The organism is Streptomyces sp. NPDC007872 (assembly GCF_042868165.1).
Taxonomy (GTDB): domain Bacteria; phylum Actinomycetota; class Actinomycetes; order Streptomycetales; family Streptomycetaceae; genus Streptomyces.
The window spans coordinates 257,551-275,587 of sequence record NZ_JBIAEA010000008.1 but is presented as its reverse complement, the minus strand read 5'-3'; the positions used below and the strand labels follow the sequence as shown (position 1 = coordinate 275,587).

Sequence of the window (18,037 nt, the reverse complement as noted above, 5' to 3'; positions counted from 1 at the left end):
CGTGGCAGAGGGCTGGTGGACTCATTGAGTCACGGCTTCCGGGCGGCTTGTCACTTGGGTGTGAGTTCTTCGGGCAACTCGCCGAAGTAGGCACGAAAAATCGCGGACGGGGCAGGATGAGAACAGGCCGCACGGGCCTAGGTGAGCCTCACAACTGGCCCAGCTCGTGGACCTTTTACTGCGTTACGGTTCAATCCCTGTCAACGTCAGCAAAGGCCAAGAACTGATGAGCGACCCGAAGCCGACTGACGTGATCTTGCTGGTGCTGTACTCACCCCGGCTTGAGCAATGCCGCTGCTTCTACCAGGGCCTTGGCCTGGATTTCGCCGCGGAACGGCACGGCCAGGGTCCCGAGCACTACGCCGCGGTCCTTCCGAACGGCATGGTGTTCGAGCTCTACCCAGCCCGTCCTGAACGTCAGACGGACACATTGCGCCTCGGCCTGGCCGTCGACGGCAGTACGGCTACTCCGCCACTCACGCCAGGACGCCACATCCTCACTGATCCCGACGGCCGCACGGTCGAGGTCCACTCGACCTGAGCACCGTCAACCGCTCCCAGGCCGATACGGATCGCTGGACAATTGCCGGGGTGCCGGTGGTGTGATGGGCCTATGCGGCCTGAGCATTGTGTGACCAGGAACCACCTCGAGGTGTGGCACGAGCGTGCGCTGCCGGCAGGACCTGAACGGGTGGGGCTGGGTGCGGTCCTGCGCGGCTCACTGTTGCCGGTCATTGTGTGGACCGGGGTGGCGTGCTTTACGTACTTCGTTTACAACCCGGTCGTGACGATGGTCCTCGGCGGGCTATTCGTCTTGTTGTTCGTCGTGGGATTCGGGCTGCGCCGCAGGGCGAGGCACTCGGTTCGCTGCAGCGCCTACGGTGCGCTGGGCGGGGTGTTCGACAAGTCAATGGCCGGGTTCTGAGCCGTTACGCCGCAGGACGCTCGTAGTTGTCGGGCAGAGGCAGGAGGGTGTTCGCCGTGTCCGGTGGGCGTGTGCCGGTCGGGACGGCGAGCGGCGGTGACCAGTCCTGTGAGCAGATCCATGGCCGCAAGGCCGATGAGCACGATGGTGCACCCGAGCAGGGCTATAGCCGCCTGAACACGGTGGGATAGTCCGCACCGGATCAGTGGCCCGGCCGCACACCGCAGCAGGTAAAGGACTGTGTCCGGTGTCCGGCTCACCGCTCGATGGCGGGTGTGAGGAAGCCGACGCCGGCCGCGAGAGCCTGGTCATGGGCTTGGTTGTGAGAGGTGGCCGGTGCCGCAGGTGTGTGCGGGCTGGGGAGCTCGTGGGTGGCGGGGCGGTTCATAGTCTCGTGCAGGCGGGTCTTGATGTCCTCGGCGTCGAAGGGCGCGCCACCGTGTGTGAGGTCGTTGAGGGCGCCTCGGGTGCGGGTCAGCAGGTCGCTCTCCGTGCCGGTGGTGGCACGCCGGTGGGCGGGGACGGGCTGCTGGAGCTGGTAGGAGACCTGTCCGTCAAGGGCCTGGGTGGCGCGCTCGAGGGTGCCGTAGGCCTCGGTGAGGCGGCGCTGGGTCTGCGCGGTGGCAACCGGCACAAGCGCCAGGGGCAGGTAGCGCGGGACGGGAGGGGGGAAGGCGAGGCGGCCGAGTGCGTCGTGGATCAGGTGCAGTTGTCCCTCGCGAGCGGCGAGGTAGGAGGTTTCGGCGTGCAGGAGTTCGGGGTCGGCGAAGAAGTCGAAGCTGTCCTCGGCCGTGGTCGCGGCGCGCTGCGCGGCAAGCGCGTCGACGGCGTCCTGCGCGGTGGTGGAGTGCTGGCGCCAGGCGGTGGCCGGGCCGCTGGTGGACAGGGCGCGGGCCGGGATCGGGAAGGTGTCCAGCAGATCCTGGGCTTCCTGCTCGCGCCCGGCGTAGAGGGCGGCGGTGTAGGCGCGGACGGTGTGGCGGGCCTGGGCCAGGTGTGTGGCGCGCTGGGTGTCGAGGGGTGGGGTGGTGCCCGGCAGCGCGCCGGCGGCCTGTTGATCGCGCCGGTAGTCGGCGAGGTCGGGTTCGAGGACGGCGCGCAGTTGCTGGGCGGGCGCGGTGCGCAGGGCGATCTGGTCGAGTAGCCAGTCGGCCAGGGGTGCGAGAGCGGGGACGTCGGCGGTCAGGGACTCGGCCGCATGCCAGTCCTCGATCAGCTCGGCGCGGGTGCGGTCGATACTTTCTGCCCGCTCCAGCAGGTCGAGGACTCGCAGTGCGGTGCCGATGATGAGGTCGGTGGCGGGGCCCTTAGGTTCTTCGGTGTGCTGCAGGCTAGGGCTGAGGACGGCAGGCGGCGGATAGCCGGTCAGGGCGCGCATGTGGCAGACCCAGGCGGTGGCCGCGGCAACCCACCCCAGTTCCAGCCCCTGCGCCGCGTCGGTGTGCTTGCGGGAGAACCAGTCGGCCAGCTGCCCGGTGAGACGGGCCTCGTCGGTGACCGGGTCACGCATCAGGTCGGCGGCCAGTTCACCGGGCGTGTGCTCGCGCAGTACGCCGGCCTGGACGCTGAGGACGGCGAGGTGTCTGGTGCCGTCCTCCAGTCGGAGCCAGCGGCTCAGGGCCTCAGCCCGCCCGCGAGTGACCTCCCGCAGCCGGATATGGGACAGGTCGGCGCCCACGCGGGCGATCCCGCTCTCCCCCACCTGCAACATCCCCTCGCCGACACCGGGCGGCACACCTTCTTCGTCCACCCACGCCAGGACGTAGGCGTCATGGCCCTGGGCAGCCAGCCAGGCAGGGAAGTCGTCGGGAAGGGGGGCGGGCTGCTGGTTCATCGAAGGCCTTCTGCTTGGGCGGTGAAAGGGGGATAGTCCGTGAATGGCTGCTGACGGCAGCCTGCCCGAGCTGGTGATCGCCGCCCGGTGATGCGCTACGACAAGTCCGCCCGGCGGGAAGAAACAGATAGTGACTGCACCGGCGTCCCGCCAGGCGGGACGAGCCCGAGGAAAGTAGTGGGTGAAACGATGTACGTGAAGCCGGTGGAGCAGACGATGCGTGCAAGAGCGATGGGCTAGGCATCTGCAAGCTGCCTATGTAGTTGGGATACTTCCTTCATGGACAGATCAATGGTTCCGTGGCGCAACACAACGCATGACTGGGCACACACCGTGGACGTTCACCACCTCACGCGCATCCGGGACAATTGGGCCGAGTTCGCGCCGGGCGGTATGCGGCATCTGATCCTCGAGGTCGTCGCTTACGCAGCCGACGAGGCGGAAGCAAGGGGCACAGGGCGTTGCACTGTCACCTACCACGTCGACGGATCGGTGTCGGTCGCCGATGACGGACGAGGTACCGATACCCGCCTCGATCACCATGGACGGGCCGTGAAGAAGCCGGTCATGGCGTCGAAAGACCTTCGGTTCTTCGATCACCCTGACGCACAACTGCTTCCCGATGGCCATCCACGCCGTGGTATGTCCGTCGTTGCGGCGTTCAGCGAATGGCTCGTCCACACCAACCGCCGCGCAGGTGGAGCCTGGAGTCAGCGCTACGAACACGGCATCCCCACAACTGGCCTCACGCCGATCGCCGACGACGGCACCACGGGCACCATCGTCCACTTCCGCCCCTGCGAGGCCATACACACAGCAGCCGGGTCGTCCGCGGATGAACTGGCGCAGCTCGTAGCAGTGTGGCCGCAGCTTTCCGTTGGTATCGAAGGTGGTCAGAGCATCTGACTCACCATGGGAGAAGCACTGAGCGGGAATTGAACAACACGCTCAACGCTTTTGACAACGTCTGCGTACAGAAGGCCGGGCGGACCGGAGCCCTCACTTGGTCCACGCTCGGTTGCCCTCGGCGCCCCGGATCGAGTGCGGACAGGGCAGTTAAAAGGGAACCTGAGGCTTTGGCCAGGTCTGTGGTGTTGAAGCAGCCGGTCGCCGGACGCCCGGTGGAACAGGCTCCTCACCCGCCCGCCGCAGCAGCGCGTGTGTCAGCTTTGGCGGGGGCGTCGGTAGGGCTTACGCGGGCGCCGGACCGTGTCGGTACCGACCTCGACGGTGCCGGCGGAGGAGAACAGGCTGGGCACCCCCGGGCGCGGCAGCACCTGCGCCCGGCTCCCCTGGCCCTGGCTCTGAGTGGTCGGCTTGCTGGTGGCGCGTCGGGTGGGGGCCGCGGCGCGGGCCAGGATGCGGGCGTGGGGGATGTGGGGTGCGCACATCGCGCAGACCTCCTCGACGATCCACACCTGACCGACGACCGGGTCGTGGCGCAGGATCATCACCACCTCGCCCGCGCACAGTGTCTTGTCTGCAGGGTGTGCCTCGCAGCGTTCGGCGCGGCAGTGGCAGGCGGCATTGGGCCGGACGGTGGCCGCTTTGGCGTGGGCGGCGGCGTGCCGGGCGGCGAAGGCACGCAAGGAGGGCAGGTCGCGGGAGCGGGCGGGCATGGTGCACGGCGAGGTGCAGGTGACGCTGACCGTGCGATCGCTGTGGCCGGTGAGGCGGACGGTCCAGGCCCGTCCGGGCACACGCGCGGTCGAGGGTTCCAGAGGGGTGGTCGTCACGCGGGAAGGTCCGTTTCGCTAGAGGGGTTGGGCTGATCATGGGCCGGGTCCACTATGCGCTCTACGCGGGCTTCCAGGGCCACGGGTTTTCTTCCCCCGGACGCGTCACGCAAGCAGGATGGTCCCGCTTGCGTCACAGCGATCTACCGAAGGTGGTCGGCTTGTGTCCTTCGGGCTGAACGGCCTGGGCCGACCTGTCGCCTGCTTGCTCGGCCCAGTTTGGTTCTGCGGGGGCCCGGTGCTCGTCACCGCAGAACGCGACGGCGTCCTCTCCGGTCTCGATCGCCTGCAAAAGGACGCCGCTTCTCGGGCGGCAATCTCGCTCGTCCGTGCCTTACGTGTCTGCATACTCTTCGAGCCTGTGACCAGTGGTTGCACTTGACAGGTGCAGATAAAACCCCTGCGTGGCGGGCTGCCTGAAGCAGGTTTAGAAACACATCATTGGCTCGGCTGCTGGGCGCTGTCTCACTCCGTCTCTGGGTGCAGATGCTGGGTCTGAGCTGTGCCTACGGTCGAAGAGGCGGCCCGACCAGAGGTCCTCAACGGCCTGCGGGGGCTACGTTCACCGAAACCGATCGCCGCGTCGGCCGGGGCACCGGTACCGTGCCGCCGTGACCATCTTCGAGGCCGACCGGACCAGGCCGTCGGCGGACGACATAGCGCTACTGGCGGAAGGTTCCCAATTCGCCCTGCGGCTGCAGAGCTTTGGGCCCGAGCAGGAAGGCGCAGTCGCACTGGGCCTGCTGCGCGACATCTGCGCCATGCTGTGCGAGCCGGACGGCCACGCGGAGCCGTACGTTACCGCGCAGGCGATGTGCCGCGTTGCGATCGAGCGCCTGATGGAGATCGGCGGGAGCAACTATGAGGGGCTGCAGGCGGCCCGGGCTGAGGTCTCCAAGTCCCTCGCTGCGGTGTTCAATACGGATGGCTCGCTTAAGTCCGCGACTCCGGTGGACGGTCTGATCGAGGCCCTGGACTCCCTGCCGGCGTTTCCCCGGAAGGTGGACGTGGACAGTGCTCTCGGGAAGGCCATTGTCAAGCTGCTCCACTCTCGCACCGCGGCTACGAAGGCCGCGCACCCGCCGATCTCGGCGCTCGGTGCGACCCAGATGGTGCTGGACGCCGTCGACGAGCTCGGGACCGCGGTACCCGAGACGCTGACTGCCGGACACCCTCTAACGGTCGCGCTGCGAGAGCTCTACAAGATCCGGTCAAGCAAGGAGTTCCGTCGTCAGGCGGTGCTCGACCGGCGACTCGAAGCAGTCGGGGCGGCCTACGCGCGGTTGTGCGAGATGGAGAAGCAGCAGGGCGCCTACCGGATCATGCAGCTGACCACGGTGGTCCACAACGAGACCGGCCAGCGGCCGGGCAGGGCGGAGCAGGCGGCATTCAAGCTCTGGACGAAGCAGTACAGCATCGGGTCCGGGGTCGTGCACCCCGGTCGCGAGGCGAGCGCGGTGACGGCGGTCGCGATGCTGCACGACTGCCTGGCCCTGATCCAGGAGCTCGTCTCCACGGTCGTCGACCAGGCTCCCGAGTGGGTGTCTCTCGGCGCGGTCACCTCCCCGACTCCGGGGCAAGTCCAGAAGGTCAACAACCTGCACAACCCCGCTGCCGCTCCCTACCTGTTCACACAGTTCATCGGCTGGGAGTGGCTGGAGAAGCTGGACTCTGTTCGGCTTCTACCGGAGGAGGGCCGATGGCCAGCAAGGCCCTACCTGGAGCGTCTCGCCGACGAGAATCCCGCCCGCCTGGTGGAGTGGCTGAACAAGAACAAGCGCCTGGAGGCAATCTGGCGGTCCGGCCGCAAAGCCACCGCTGAGCTCGTCGTGCTGTGTCGGCACCTCGGCGGCCACGGCGCGGCTCTGGTCGCCGACGCGCTGAAGAAGCACTCCGTCGACGGTGTGAGGACCATGGCGGTCTACTGGGCGCAGGAGACCCTGCCGGAGCACCGGGACGTCGCGTGGGTAGAGGCGGCTGTCAAAGCATTGTCCGTCGGGTCGGACGGGTCTGTGGCCGACTCCTGGAATATCCATACCGTGCTGGCCCAGTTGCTGGAGACCGGCCGAACAGGTGACCGGCAGCTGGCACAGCGGGTCCGCACGGGCCTCGCGACCGTCCTGGCCTCCCACCTCGCGGTCGAAGGCGTCCGGGACCAACTACAGATCAGCGACGACCTGCGTGCCCCGAGCCTGGCCGGGGACCGGGCGCTGACAGGGGCTCGGCTCGCGGCTGCGGCCTGCATCGAGTTCGCTCGTATCGAGCTCAGTGAGGCGCGTACCAATCTGGCGGACCGGACCAGTGCCTGGACAGCCAAGACCTTGAGCGGCTGGGAACGCGAGCGACTGATCGCCGTCCACCTGCTGGACGCCACCGAGATCGCGCCGGCGGACGCCTCGTGGTGGAAGGCCGCCTTTGCGGTGCTCACCCGCCTGGACACCATGACCTACCTCACCCCGGACGTCGGCCGGTTCGTCCAGATGGCCATCGGCACCTGCGAACCAGCGGACCAGGCCGGCCTCGAGGCGGCCCTGACCCAAGGCTTCGGCCCCGTGCCCGGCCCGAAGACACTGCAGGCCGCCCGCGCCGAGCTGACCGACGACGATGCCCGTCACGCCCGCACGCTCGCCTCCGTACTCGGCGGCACGGAAGCACTGGTCGAACTCCTCGGCGAGGCCGCAGCCGACATGCCGGAGCTGGAGTGGAAGACCGCTCTGCAGCCCATGTGGCGGACCGTCTACTGCCTCTCTGAGGTGGCGCCCGCGTCGGTGCTGGCACCCTGGCGCCCGGTGCTGGATCTGCTGGCCGAGTTCACCGGGCCGCCGCCGGCCCTCGACGAGCCGCTGATCAAGATCGGGCCGTACCCCGACCACGGCGAAAGCACCGTGGCGGACTTCGTCACCCGGTGCGCGGAGCACGGTGTCCTCGACGGTGCCGCCGAGCTCTCAGCACGCACCCCCTCGCAGGGGGACTACTACAAGCGCACGGACCTGCGGATGCTGGAGGCCGCCGTCTACGCGGACCCCGCGGCCTGGGCGGCCGACATCTGGACCGTCGCGGCCGCCCTGAGCTCGTTCGACCTGCGTACCGTCTACCTGCAGGCCCTCTACACCGACCGGCAACAGGCGGGCCTCGCCAAAGACGACGGACGCCTGCTCACCAAGGCCTGCATCGCTGCCTGGGACCTGAAGAACCAGCTCGAAGCAGGTGACGGCAGCGCCGATCCGAACATCGACGAACGCGCCCGCTACATCGTGGCCCAGCTACTGCGCGAGGCCTGGGCACTCGGAGCCGACCCCGGCATGGATGAGGCGGCGGCCGTCACCTGGCTGACGGCCGCCGTCCGCGACTGGACCGCGCCCGCCTCGGTCCCGGACAGCCCCTACGTCGCCGCGCGCGCCACCTCCGGCGGCCTCGCCCTGGTCGCCCTCCTGCAGTGGTCCGTCCGCCGCGCAGCCGACCACGACGAGCTGCCCGCCGAAGCCGCCATCCAACTGACCGAGCTCGTCACCGACGGTCGCGACGATCGTGCCTTGGCCGCCATCGGCGCGGCCCTCACCCCGCTGCGCCGTTACGCCCAGCCCTGGTACACCGACCACCAGGCCACCCTGCTCGACCTCGCCGTACCGTCCGCCCCGATTCACACATGGCTGCGCGAGCTGCGCCGCCTCAGCTCCGACGAATTCGCGGTGCTCGGCGACCTTGACCTCGGCAAGGTCATGGACTACCTGCGCGCCGGCGCACCCGAGGAGGTGTTCGACCGGTTCGCCGTCACCCTGCTCCACTCCCCTGGCACCTTCGACTCCGACTTCCTTGCCGCGTTGATCAGCGGTGACGGCGGACCGGCGGCCGTCTCGACGCTCCTTGGCGACATCGCCCGGATACTGCCCCTCGAAGACGTCACCGGTGCCCTCCCTCTGCACCAGCGCGCCTTTCAGCTCTGGGACCAGGCCCTGGACCTCGTCGACGAAGACCCCTCCCTCGCGCCTGTCCTCGTAGGTGCCGGCCACTTCTCCTTCGCCGAAGGGACCGACCAGGGCCAATGGCTGACCCGGACCCTGCGCACCGTCGTCACCACCCCAGACATCAAGTACCCCGACCGGGTCGCGCAGCGAGCCGCCCGCAGCCCCCAGAACCCGGATGCCCTACGGATCCTGACCACGCTGGTGGCCGGCACCAGCGGGAACCAAGGCCAGATCGACTACCGGGTCCACGCCGTCATCCGAGCTGCGCAGGACGCCGTCGACACCTCCGAACCCGGGACCGAGGGACGGTCCGACCTCGGACAGGCTCTTGGCCGCTACGCCAACGACGTGGAACGCGCCACGGCCTGGTAGTGACCACTACCTGCGGCGGGCACCGAGCGGAAAGCTTGCCGCAGGGCACCGGGCGCCGTAGCCCTAACCGCTGGCGGCGTGCCGCACCTGGGTCCGTTTACCCGTCCGCTGGCAAGATTCTCAGGCCGTGGCTGAAAGGCTCACGTTTCACAAGCTGACGGCAGGGCTGCTCTGCGTTTCGGTCCGAAGATCGGTGCGCTCGGGCGTGGATTTCTTGTGCGCCCGAGCTGGCCGCTGAGCGTTGGCCAGCTACGTGGTGTTGCGCAGGGGCCTGAGTAGTTCAGCGAAGGCTCTTTCGAGGCCGGGCGTGACGGCGATGGTCGCTCGGGATGATGGGGTGTGGGGGGTTCCGTCGATGTCGATGACAGCGGCCCCTGCTTCACGCGCGATAGCCACACCCGCTGCGACATCCCACAGGTGGTTACTGAGTGCCACGCAGGCGTCCAGATGGCCAGACGCGACCCATGCCAGATCGATCGCTGCCGATCCCAGCATCCGAACGCGAAGCACCTTTGCCGCCAAGAGCTGGGTCAGGACGAAGCGCTGCTCGTTCCGCTTCGCTGCCTGCTCTCCGACCGCGTAGTCGCCCAGGCCGACAATCGCTTCGGCCGAGGATGGGTTCACGTAATAGGATCGGCTGTCCCCCAGATGTCGGAACTGACGGGATGGTAGCCGCAGCAAAACGCTATGGGCCGACCTTGGACGAGGTCGGCCCATGCGGACTACTAGAACTCCGCTCGTGTCACAGGTCGAGCAGGAAGTCGAACTCGCCAGCCTTGGCCCCCTGAAGCCACGCGCGAGCTTCGCTCGGGGTGAAGACGTGCGGAGGGCGGTCTGGGTTCTTCGTGTCGCCGACCAGAGCGAAGCCGTCTTTCACTCCGATCCTGACGCAGTCGCCCCCACCGCCGCTGGACGAGGACACCACCCACTCGACGTCCGAAAGGTCCATCTCGGCCGGGGTGGGCTTGCCGTTACTCACTTGCCAACTCTCCTAGGTCATCTTCTTGATCAGTGCACGCGTGTCGGCGCAGCTCAGAGCCTGCTCCCACAGGTCCGTAAATACTCCGTCATAGAAGGCCACATCCTCGGATTGGTCGAAATAGACGGATCTTCTTGCGAGTTCGCACCAAACGACATCCTGGTCCGCGTCAGTGAACCCCATTAGTACGAACGGGCCGGCCATGCCTGGGTGGATGCCGATACTGTCCGGCAGGACGCGGATGTTCACCTTGTCCTGTTCTGCCAGGTCAAGGAGGTGTTGGAGCTGGTCGCGCCGTACCGCTTCGTCACCCACCTGACGGCGAAGGACTTCCTCGTCGAGCAGGGCTTGGAACTCGTGCAGGTCATCTCCGCCGAGAACCTGCTGCTGGCGGTCCATGCGAACGTCGACCAAGCCGCGGACGTCTGATGCGCTTAGTTCCGGGCGCAGAGTCTCGATGGTGCGCTGGGCGTAGCCTCGGGTCTGCAGAAGTCCTGGCACGAGACGTGGCTGGTGATTACGGAGCCTGTCCGCCTTGCGCTCCAACTGGAGGTAGGACTCGAACTTCATGGGCCCCAGCAGAGCAGCATGGCGGCGCCAGAGAGATGGCCGGCGTCGGCGGCCGGCTGGGGTGGTGTCCACGCTGAGCAGTCCGAGCACATACCGCCGAGTCTCAAGCTCGGTGTCGTACACGTCGAGCAGAGCTTCGACAAGGCCGCTCGGGATCTGCTTCAGCTTCCCGTTCTCGAGCTTGCTGAGAGAGGAGATGTTGGTCCGGAGGTCGCGCCGGCTCAGCAGATCCACAACGGCGCTCTGCGTCAGGTCGCTGCGCTCGCGCAACTCCTCAAGCCGGCTGCCCACTTCTCTGTGCGGAAGCGACCATGGGACCTCTGCATCGGACATGGTGGCCAGTGTGGCGTGTAGCCCGTGCTCCAACAACCAATTCTATGGAGAAATTTTCTGGGTTGTGTTGCGCGGAACACACCAGGAGGAGCATCCTGGCCGAGGTCACGATCCGTGGTGTCCTTGTCGCGCCTGGTGGAATATGCCAGCGGCTGCGGTGACCAAGTGCTCGTCCTGCCGTTGTCCGAGGAGGGCTGTGTCGATGCCCCGGCCCCGCCCCACCCTGTTCCGCATGCTGCTTCGGGAGCGCAGGTGGGACCGGTGGAGCACGTTCTGCTTACGCTTCGAGCATGCGGCCCGTGAACTCGCCAAGGACATCAACGCGCCCAGGCTGGCTACCATCACAGTGCCGCGACGGAGCTTCGACCGGTGGGCGAAGGGGGAGTGTGTGCCGCGGCCGGACACGACCTTGATCCTGGAGCGGCTTTTCGGCGTCCCATCGGAAGATCTCTTCAGCCCTGCCCTAGAGACTCTTCACTTACAGGTCCCGTCGCACGATCGTGACGGCCTGAGCGCCTTGCTCACGATCACGGAGAACTGGTCCACGAGCCGCCTGTTCATGCCCGCGGGCGAGCTGCCCGGTTCGTGGGAGATGGTGGGCAGGCAAGCGCTGGACGGGACGGCCTCCGCCGTAGCCTTCCGCCCCGCCATCCGATCTGGCTCCACCGCTCAAATCGACGTCGCCAGCACCGGGTCTTTCGACCGCTTCCTGAGATCGGCCCGACGTGGGTTTCTCGTCGGAGTGGACGACCGGGAGAGCACCCCTCAGCTCTTCGTGATCGATGCCGCGAACGCCCGTCGTGCTCGCGCGACATCCCCAGGCCGGAGCGTGATTGAACTGCCAGGCGCGCATGTGCTGGACGATCTCACCTACGGTCTACTCTGGTCGCTCGTCCAGTTCGACGACGGACTGCTCACAGACGATTCCGCTTTGGCCCAGGAGCGGCACGCCCTGGACACCTACCTTGCCCTGCCGCGCTCTGCTCCCAGCCACTTGGCGATGCCCGACCTCACCACGGCGGGAACCCAGTGGCTGGGATCGAGTTTCTGCGCGCGGCACATCATGCGCCGGCTCGATGGGCTGACGGAGCCTCCGGTCTTGGGGACGCGCGAACAAACTGGTGAGCAGGCCGCCACGTGGCTGTGGTTCCAGCACAAGATCGAGTACCTCAGGGCTCTTTCATCGCGCTACGCCGACAGTGCCGCGTCGATGTCCCGCGCCTTCTGCATCTCGGAGAGCGAGGTCAGCCGGAGTGACCGGTACGAGCGGATTCTGCTGCTCCTGGCGATCTCCCTGATGGAACTGCAAGGCATCCGTGTTGATGTTCTTCCCGACCCTGAGTATTCAGAGATGGACGGGTTTGCGCTGATTCCCGAGCGGCGGGCAGTGGTAGCCAACTGGACGCGAACCGACGGCGCCATCTGGGCCGTGGACACGGTCACGCAGCGCCCAGCCCTTCGCGGATACCGCGAAGCAGCCGGCGAAGCGCAGGCCCATAGCGTGATGCGGGGGCCCGATCCGCAGACTCGGTTGCGTGCTCTGGCCGGGTACCTGGAGATCGACTGGACTTGGTTGATCGGACGGTGCCGTGAGCTGAGGGAATGCGGGACGGCGAGCATCGTGCGCCCCCGGAGCCGACACCTCAGCGTGGAGGCCCTGGACGAGGTGTTTCACTTCTTCGGATCCTTTGCCCCCGACCGTTGAGAGACACGACGCTGACCTCGACTTGTGCTTGATCCTCTTCCGTGAAAGGCAACCGCCGTGGATCCCACATCCCAGTCCCCGCCCCCGGGCATTCTGGTGCTCTCGCTCGGTGGCACGATCGCCATGGCCAGCGACACGACGGGACGTGGAGTTGCTCCCCGGCTGACCGCCGAGGACCTCGTCGCTGCGGTTCCTGAACTCGCAGCGGAAGTGACTCTGGAACTGGTGGACTTCCGGAAGATCCCAGGGGCTTGGCTCGAGGTGGAAGACGTTGCCGCCGTTGCCGAACTGCTCAACAAACGCTCCTCGGACACCGCTGGGTTCGTGGTCACCCAGGGCACGGACACCCTTGAGGAGACGGCGTACTTCCTGGACCTGCTGTACACCGGGGACGCGCCGGTCGTCATCACCGGCGCCATGCGCAACCCACAGATGGCGGGCGCCGACGGGTCGGCCAACGTCCTTGCCGCAGTACGCACCGCGGCTTGTCCCGACGCTCGCGGCATGGGCGTACTCGTGGCTTTCGCCGATGAGCTCCACGCAGCCCGCCACGTCCAGAAGACCCACAGCACCAGCACATCGGCCTTCACCTCGCCTGGCGCAGGGCCGGTCGGACACCTGGTGGAAGGCCGACCTCAGATCCATTTCGCGGTGTCCCGCCGCGCGCATATCAGCTTGCCTCTGGTACGCCCCGCTTCCGTTGAACTCATCGAGGCCACGCTCGGCAGCGAGGGACTCTTCCTGGACGAGGCTGCGGCCCGGCTCGACGGGCTCGTTGTCGCAGCCTTCGGCGCCGGCCACGTCCCGCAGACATGGGCGCAACGGCTGGGCGACCTAGCCGCCCGCGTTCCTGTCGTCCTGACCTCCCGCACTGGTGCCGGAAGCGTCCTCACCCACACCTACGACTTCGGCCCGGGCTCGGAGACCGACCTCCTCGGCCGCGGCCTGATCAGCGGTGGCCGACTGGAGCCGCGCAAGGCCCGGCTCCTGCTACTCGCCCTCCTGCGCTCGGGCGCGGACCAGAACGCGATCCAGGCCGCCTTCGCGGCCCACCGCTGACCCTGACGACTCACGATCGGATTCCCATGCGCGCCACCGAGATCACCACCGGCCGGAAGTTCGCTGTCGCCTTCGACCACGGCGAGGACTTCTTCGAGGCGCTGGCCTCCTTCTGTCTCGAATCCGGGATACGCGCCGGCTCCCTCACGTTCATCGGCGGCTTCAGCCACGCCCGGCTGGTCGGAACCTGCGAGCCCCTCAAGCACCCGGAGCGCCCGCTCTGGGACGACATCCAGGTCGAGACGCTCGAGGTCCTCGGCAGTGGACCCCTCGCCTGGGATGCCGAGAACGACCGCGTCGCTCCGCACATCCATGTCTCCGCCGGCCTCAAGGCGGATTCAGCAGACGGGCGGACGAGCCACCTCCTGGACGCCACCGTCCAGTTCGTCACCGAACTCGTGATCGAGGAATGGACCTTCCCCGCTGTGACCCGCCCGCGCAATCCCGACCTCTACGACGTCCCCCTGATCACCTTCGCGCAGAACTGACCCGCGAGCCCGGCATCCAAGTAGTCCTGTGCCACCGCGCGCGATCCGCGCATCCGGCACCAGCCCCGAAGGAGGAGGCATGGCCACCACACGCTTCGCTCTCCTGGTGCAGGAGAGGCACTGGGACTCGTACGAGAAGTTCTGCATTCACTTCAGCGAGGCAGCGAAACGAGCGGCCGACCGGGAGAACGATCCGCAGCTCGCGTGGGCTGATGTCTCCCGCAGTTCCTTCCAGCGGTGGATGGGCCGCAAAGGGACAATGAAGGGCACCCCCCGCCACCACGCCTACTTCGTCCTTCGCGAGATGTTCCACATGTCGCCCGAGCGGCTGTTCGAGCAGGTTGAGTCCGTCTCTCGTCCCGCCATCGACCTCAGCGCCGGTGTCGCAGCTCCTGCCGTCCAGGCTCCTGAGTTCGACGACCCACTGGCAGTGGTCGCACAAACGCACAGGCTGACCAGCTCCAACGCCGATGACCCCGTCCTCATGATGGTGACCCAGTCGATCTCCGGCATCGTGAACCGGTACGAGGCACTCGGACCGCACCAACTGGCCGGCGAGGCCCGTGTCATCCGGGAGATGCTCCACGGAGTCCTCAGCGGCCAGCAGCCCCCGCGCGCACGCGCGGAACTCTTCCGCCTCGCCTCCCAGGCCGCTGGGCTCCTTGGGTACATGGCCGTCAACGCCGGCGCGCGGTTCGAGGTCGTCAACGCTTACTGCACGGAGGCGGAGTCGCTGGCGCGCGAGATCGGCGAGGTCTCGATGCAGATGTGGGCGTCGGGCACCCGTTCGCTCGGCTTGTACTACCAGAAACGGTATGCGGAAGCCGACGATGCGGCCTCCGCCGGGATCGCGCTAGATCCGGACAACCCACAGGCCATCCGGCTGCTCGTCAACGGCCGTTCCCGCGCGCTCGCACGTCTCGGCGACCGCAGCGGGGCTGAGGCCGCCATCGGACAGGCACTCGATCTGTCGGATCAGCAGCGATCGCTCCCCGATGGCCTGACCTCGTGCATCAGCTTCGCCCCTTACTCGATGCCCCGGACGCTCGCGAACGCCATCACGACGCGCCTCTCGCTTGGCGACACCGCCGAGGTTGTCGCACACGCCGCGGAAATCGAGGACCTGGTCGAGCACTCCCCTTCGGACTGGAGTCGCGCCCTGGTCGGCCTGGACGTGGCATCAGCCCTGCTGAAACAGGACTCCCCCGAAGTCGAGCACGCCATGGCCCTGGGCAGTAAGGCGTTGCGAGCCGGCAGCGGCCGACCGATCAAATCGGTCTGGGAAAGGGCGAAGGAGCTGTACGTGGGCGCCGAGCGATGGCATGACGAACCCGCTGTGGGGGACTATGCCGATGAGCTGCGGAGCTGGCGGGCGCAGCCCCAGGCAGGACCGCTCGTCGATGTTCCGCACACCCAGATCACCCCCTGAAAAGACCAAGGAGCCCTGTGACACCCGAGCTGGTGAACGACCCCAGCACCTTCCCCTGTGAACCGCCGGCTGATCTCGACGATCCAGACACCATCGTCGGACACGACTGGCGCGCCTTCCAGGAGGTCGAGCACATGGGTGACCACTGGGACCGGCCGGGATGGTCCGACCAGCATCGCTCGTACTACTGGATGCTCACCTTCTCCGAAGCGCCCGAACTCCTCAGCCTGGCAAAACACTGCCAGAAAGCCCTGCAGCACCTCGGGATGGATCCCGTCCCGAGCGACGGGCTGCACGTGACAATGCTGCGAGTCGGCCCCACGGACCAGGTATCCGAGGACCAGGTCGAGCAGCTCATTGACCTGACGCAGGACCTGCCGGTTCAAGCGTTTCGCATCCTCGCCCATCCGCTGGCGGGCTCACGCGGCGCCGTCCGCTTCAGCCTCACGCCCTGGCGCCCCATGATCCACCTCCACGCCGCCCTCAGCACTGTCGGCGATCAGGCCCGCATCCCCGGCGGCAGCCCCACGAGCGCCTTCCGTCCCCACCTCGGAATCGCCTACAACAACCAGGCGCGGCCGGCCGCACCCGTCGTTGATGCAGTCGCGCCCCTCCGCTCACTGCCACCCGCCGCACTGGACATCACCTCGGTGGAACTGGTGGAACTGCGCAGGCAGGACAGGACATACCGATGGCGAACCGTGCACTCGGCTCCTCTAAGCCCTGAGGTTCCCTTGCAGGCCAGCATCCCGCCCAAGTGATCACCGTCTTGCCCACGGCGCAGCACTACCGTTTCGTCCAGGACGTGCGGTCGGCGAACCGCTCGACTGCCGCTGCGTTACCCCTGGCCCCCGCCGTGGGCGGCCGGAGCACCTCGGTTGCCCTAGCTACGAACAGGCTGAGGCATCTGGCGCCGCGACTGCTGCTCTATACCGTCCCGCACCTGGGCGTACGCCTTCTCGATCACCTCAAGCTCCGCAGTCGTGAGGGCGGGTCCTGACAGGCACCCGAAGCTCTCCTCCAGCTGCGCCCTGCTGGTGAAGCCGACGACAGCCGTGCAGTGGTCAGCCTTCTGCAGGCAAGACAGCAGCGCCAGCCGGGTCAAGGTCCCCGGCTCATTCCCGAAGTGGACGCGCAGCGTCTGCAACCCTGCCGTGACTCGCGCGGCTTTCTCGGACGTGAGGCTCGTCATGCCCCTCGGCCTGACGGTAGATCCGGGGGGCAGCATGGTGCTCCGGGGAGCTCGGCCCGTGAGCAGGCCGTGAGCCAAGGGGGCCGCGAGAATCACACCCGCTCCGTAGCGGGCGGTGAAAGCGAACAGATCCTCGCCCTCCAGAGTGATCACCGGCGTGAGCGCATTGAAGCGAGTCCAGACGATGTTCGGCCTGATGAGCCGGAACAGGTGCAGGAATCGGGCCGCGCAGGCATCCCGCTCGGCGAGCGTGGCACCGTAGGGAACGTACGGCCCTCTCATTCCGATGGCTCTCACCGCCCCCACGTCACGCAGGGCGCACATCTGCTCGATCGCACCTCCCAGATAGCGGTCCTCGGGGCCGAAGTCCCAGGAGTCAAGTGTGTAGAGATCGAGTTCTTCGGTGTAGAGGTTCTCCAGCGTCTGCTGGAACTGGTGATGGATATGGCGGCCGGCATAGGCGTGCGGGGCTGATCCCCGCAAACGTCCGACCTTGCTGCTGGTAAGAAGCCTCTGGTCCGGGTGCTCCCGTAGAAGTCGTCCCAGCATGCGTTCAGCATGGCCGGCGCCGTAGCAGTCGGCTGTATCGAACAGGGTGGCGCCGAGCTCGACGGCGCGGCGCAGGCCGTCGAGGAAGTGGCCGTCGCTCACCTCGGTCTGCTGAGGATCTTCCGACACTCCGATGGCTCCGCAGTTCACGCCGAGCGGATGAGCGAAGAGCCCTCGTCCCAGGTGACGTTTCGTGGAATCGAAAGCGGTCATCAACGAGAGCCTGCCTGAGTTAGCACGGCGATGACGATCTTCCCGTTCTCAGTCTGCTCGACCGACCAGGTGTTGGCGAGCCTCTGGACGATGAACAACCCTCGTCCGCTCACGGCCACGTCAGTCGGTTCCGTGGACGAATTGGAGGGGCTGACGGGGAGCGCGCCGGTGTCAGAGGCGCGGTCGACGACCCCGAGCGCCGAGCCGAGCTCGTAGACCTCGATCCGGAATGAGACTGCACCGCCGGCGTGCTGGATGGCATTGGCGATGAGCTCACTGGCTACCAGCATCGCGTCATCGGTCCGAGCCTCGTCCGTACCCAGCATGTCAGCGAGCACGACACGAGCCGTGCGTTGTGGGGCTTCGCATCCTTCAAGGACGACGTCTCGGTGCTTCAACAGGTCTCCGAGATTGCGGTCATGGACCAGCTCAGCGGTTGTCGGGGGCACTCTCGTCTCCTCGGGCTCGAGACGCCCTGCGGCGTAGCCGGGATCGGCCTGCCTCAACGGTGACGGAAATACGGTGGCGCCGGTATGCCGAACGGTGGCCACTTGTTGGCCACTTCGTCCTCCGCGCCCTCAGCCGACGCCTTCAATAGGGCGGGCAAACCACTCAAATCTCCTTCGGCTCGATGCCGCCGCACCGGTGAAGTGGCCAACAAGTGGCCACCGTTTGGCGTACCAGTGCG

16 protein-coding genes are annotated in these 18,037 nt (G+C 67.2%); 9 read left to right on the top strand and 7 right to left on the bottom strand.

The genetic code is table 11. The features are described from left to right. The first annotated feature begins 226 nt into the window (after nt 1–226). Complete coding sequence (locus ACFYNX_RS27130; RefSeq protein ID WP_388664966.1) at nt 227–541, top strand: glyoxalase/bleomycin resistance/dioxygenase family protein; 315 nt, start codon at nt 227–229, stop codon at nt 539–541. A 90-nt stretch (nt 542–631) separates the two neighbouring features. After that, nucleotides 632–925: a hypothetical protein gene (locus ACFYNX_RS27125; protein ID WP_388664964.1), complete on the top strand. Its 294-nt coding sequence runs from the start codon at nt 632–634 to the stop codon at nt 923–925. Between the two features lie 256 nt (nt 926–1,181). On the opposite strand, the gene ACFYNX_RS27120 is transcribed toward ACFYNX_RS27125, so the two are convergent. After that, entirely contained in the window at nt 1,182–2,759 is a 1,578-nt protein-coding gene (locus ACFYNX_RS27120) for a hypothetical protein (protein WP_388664962.1), read from the bottom strand. Nucleotides 2,760–3,038: 279 nt separating this feature from the next. On the opposite strand from ACFYNX_RS27120, the gene ACFYNX_RS27115 reads away from it, so the two are divergent. After that, nucleotides 3,039–3,665 (top strand): ATP-binding protein, encoded by a 627-nt coding sequence (locus ACFYNX_RS27115; RefSeq protein ID WP_388664960.1) that lies wholly within the window; start codon nt 3,039–3,041, stop codon nt 3,663–3,665. Between the two features lie 257 nt (nt 3,666–3,922). Here ACFYNX_RS27115 and ACFYNX_RS27110 read toward each other — a convergent pair whose 3' ends face one another. Beyond that, nucleotides 3,923–4,495: a hypothetical protein gene (locus ACFYNX_RS27110; RefSeq protein WP_388664958.1), complete on the bottom strand. Its 573-nt coding sequence runs from the start codon at nt 4,493–4,495 to the stop codon at nt 3,923–3,925. A gap of 611 nt (nt 4,496–5,106) precedes the next feature. On the opposite strand from ACFYNX_RS27110, the gene ACFYNX_RS27105 reads away from it, so the two are divergent. After that, entirely contained in the window at nt 5,107–8,832 is a 3,726-nt protein-coding gene (locus ACFYNX_RS27105) for a hypothetical protein (RefSeq protein ID WP_388664956.1), read from the top strand. A 249-nt stretch (nt 8,833–9,081) separates the two neighbouring features. Here ACFYNX_RS27105 and ACFYNX_RS27100 read toward each other — a convergent pair whose 3' ends face one another. From ACFYNX_RS27100 to ACFYNX_RS27090, 3 genes are all read right to left on the bottom strand, one after another. Next, entirely contained in the window at nt 9,082–9,456 is a 375-nt protein-coding gene (locus tag ACFYNX_RS27100) for an inositol monophosphatase family protein (protein ID WP_388664954.1), read from the bottom strand. 118 nt (nt 9,457–9,574) lie between these two features. After that, nucleotides 9,575–9,811 carry a DUF397 domain-containing protein gene (locus tag ACFYNX_RS27095; protein WP_388664952.1) on the bottom strand — a complete coding sequence of 79 codons (237 nt, stop codon included), beginning with the start codon at nt 9,809–9,811 and terminating at the stop codon, nt 9,575–9,577. A gap of 12 nt (nt 9,812–9,823) precedes the next feature. Beyond that, on the bottom strand, nt 9,824–10,714 hold the full coding sequence (locus ACFYNX_RS27090) for a helix-turn-helix domain-containing protein (protein WP_388664950.1): 891 nt from the start codon (nt 10,712–10,714) through the stop codon (nt 9,824–9,826). Nucleotides 10,715–10,946: 232 nt separating this feature from the next. On the opposite strand from ACFYNX_RS27090, the gene ACFYNX_RS27085 reads away from it, so the two are divergent. The 5 genes from ACFYNX_RS27085 (at nt 10,947) to ACFYNX_RS27065 (ending at nt 16,156) form a co-directional block, all read left to right on the top strand. Beyond that, a complete protein-coding gene (locus ACFYNX_RS27085) occupies nt 10,947–12,419 on the top strand; it encodes a transcriptional regulator, XRE family protein (RefSeq protein ID WP_388664948.1) in 1,473 nt (490 codons plus the stop codon). A 57-nt stretch (nt 12,420–12,476) separates the two neighbouring features. Beyond that, nucleotides 12,477–13,478, top strand: a complete 1,002-nt coding sequence (locus ACFYNX_RS27080) for an asparaginase (RefSeq protein WP_388664946.1) — start codon at nt 12,477–12,479, stop codon at nt 13,476–13,478. A 26-nt stretch (nt 13,479–13,504) separates the two neighbouring features. After that, nucleotides 13,505–13,966, top strand: a complete 462-nt coding sequence (locus ACFYNX_RS27075; RefSeq protein ID WP_388664944.1) for a PPC domain-containing DNA-binding protein — start codon at nt 13,505–13,507, stop codon at nt 13,964–13,966. Nucleotides 13,967–14,045: 79 nt separating this feature from the next. After that, on the top strand, nt 14,046–15,395 hold the full coding sequence (locus ACFYNX_RS27070; RefSeq protein WP_388664942.1) for a hypothetical protein: 1,350 nt from the start codon (nt 14,046–14,048) through the stop codon (nt 15,393–15,395). A gap of 17 nt (nt 15,396–15,412) precedes the next feature. Then, entirely contained in the window at nt 15,413–16,156 is a 744-nt protein-coding gene (locus ACFYNX_RS27065) for a 2'-5' RNA ligase family protein (protein ID WP_388664940.1), read from the top strand. A gap of 122 nt (nt 16,157–16,278) precedes the next feature. Here ACFYNX_RS27065 and ACFYNX_RS27060 read toward each other — a convergent pair whose 3' ends face one another. Further along, nucleotides 16,279–17,349 (bottom strand): aldo/keto reductase, encoded by a 1,071-nt coding sequence (locus ACFYNX_RS27060; protein WP_388664938.1) that lies wholly within the window; start codon nt 17,347–17,349, stop codon nt 16,279–16,281. After that, the gene (locus tag ACFYNX_RS27055) at nt 17,349–17,798 is read right to left on the bottom strand and encodes an ATP-binding protein (RefSeq protein ID WP_388664936.1); all 450 of its coding nucleotides are present in this window, start codon (nt 17,796–17,798) and stop codon (nt 17,349–17,351) included. The genes ACFYNX_RS27060 and ACFYNX_RS27055 overlap by 1 nt, the downstream gene beginning before the upstream one ends. Between the last annotated feature and the right edge of the window lie 239 nt (nt 17,799–18,037).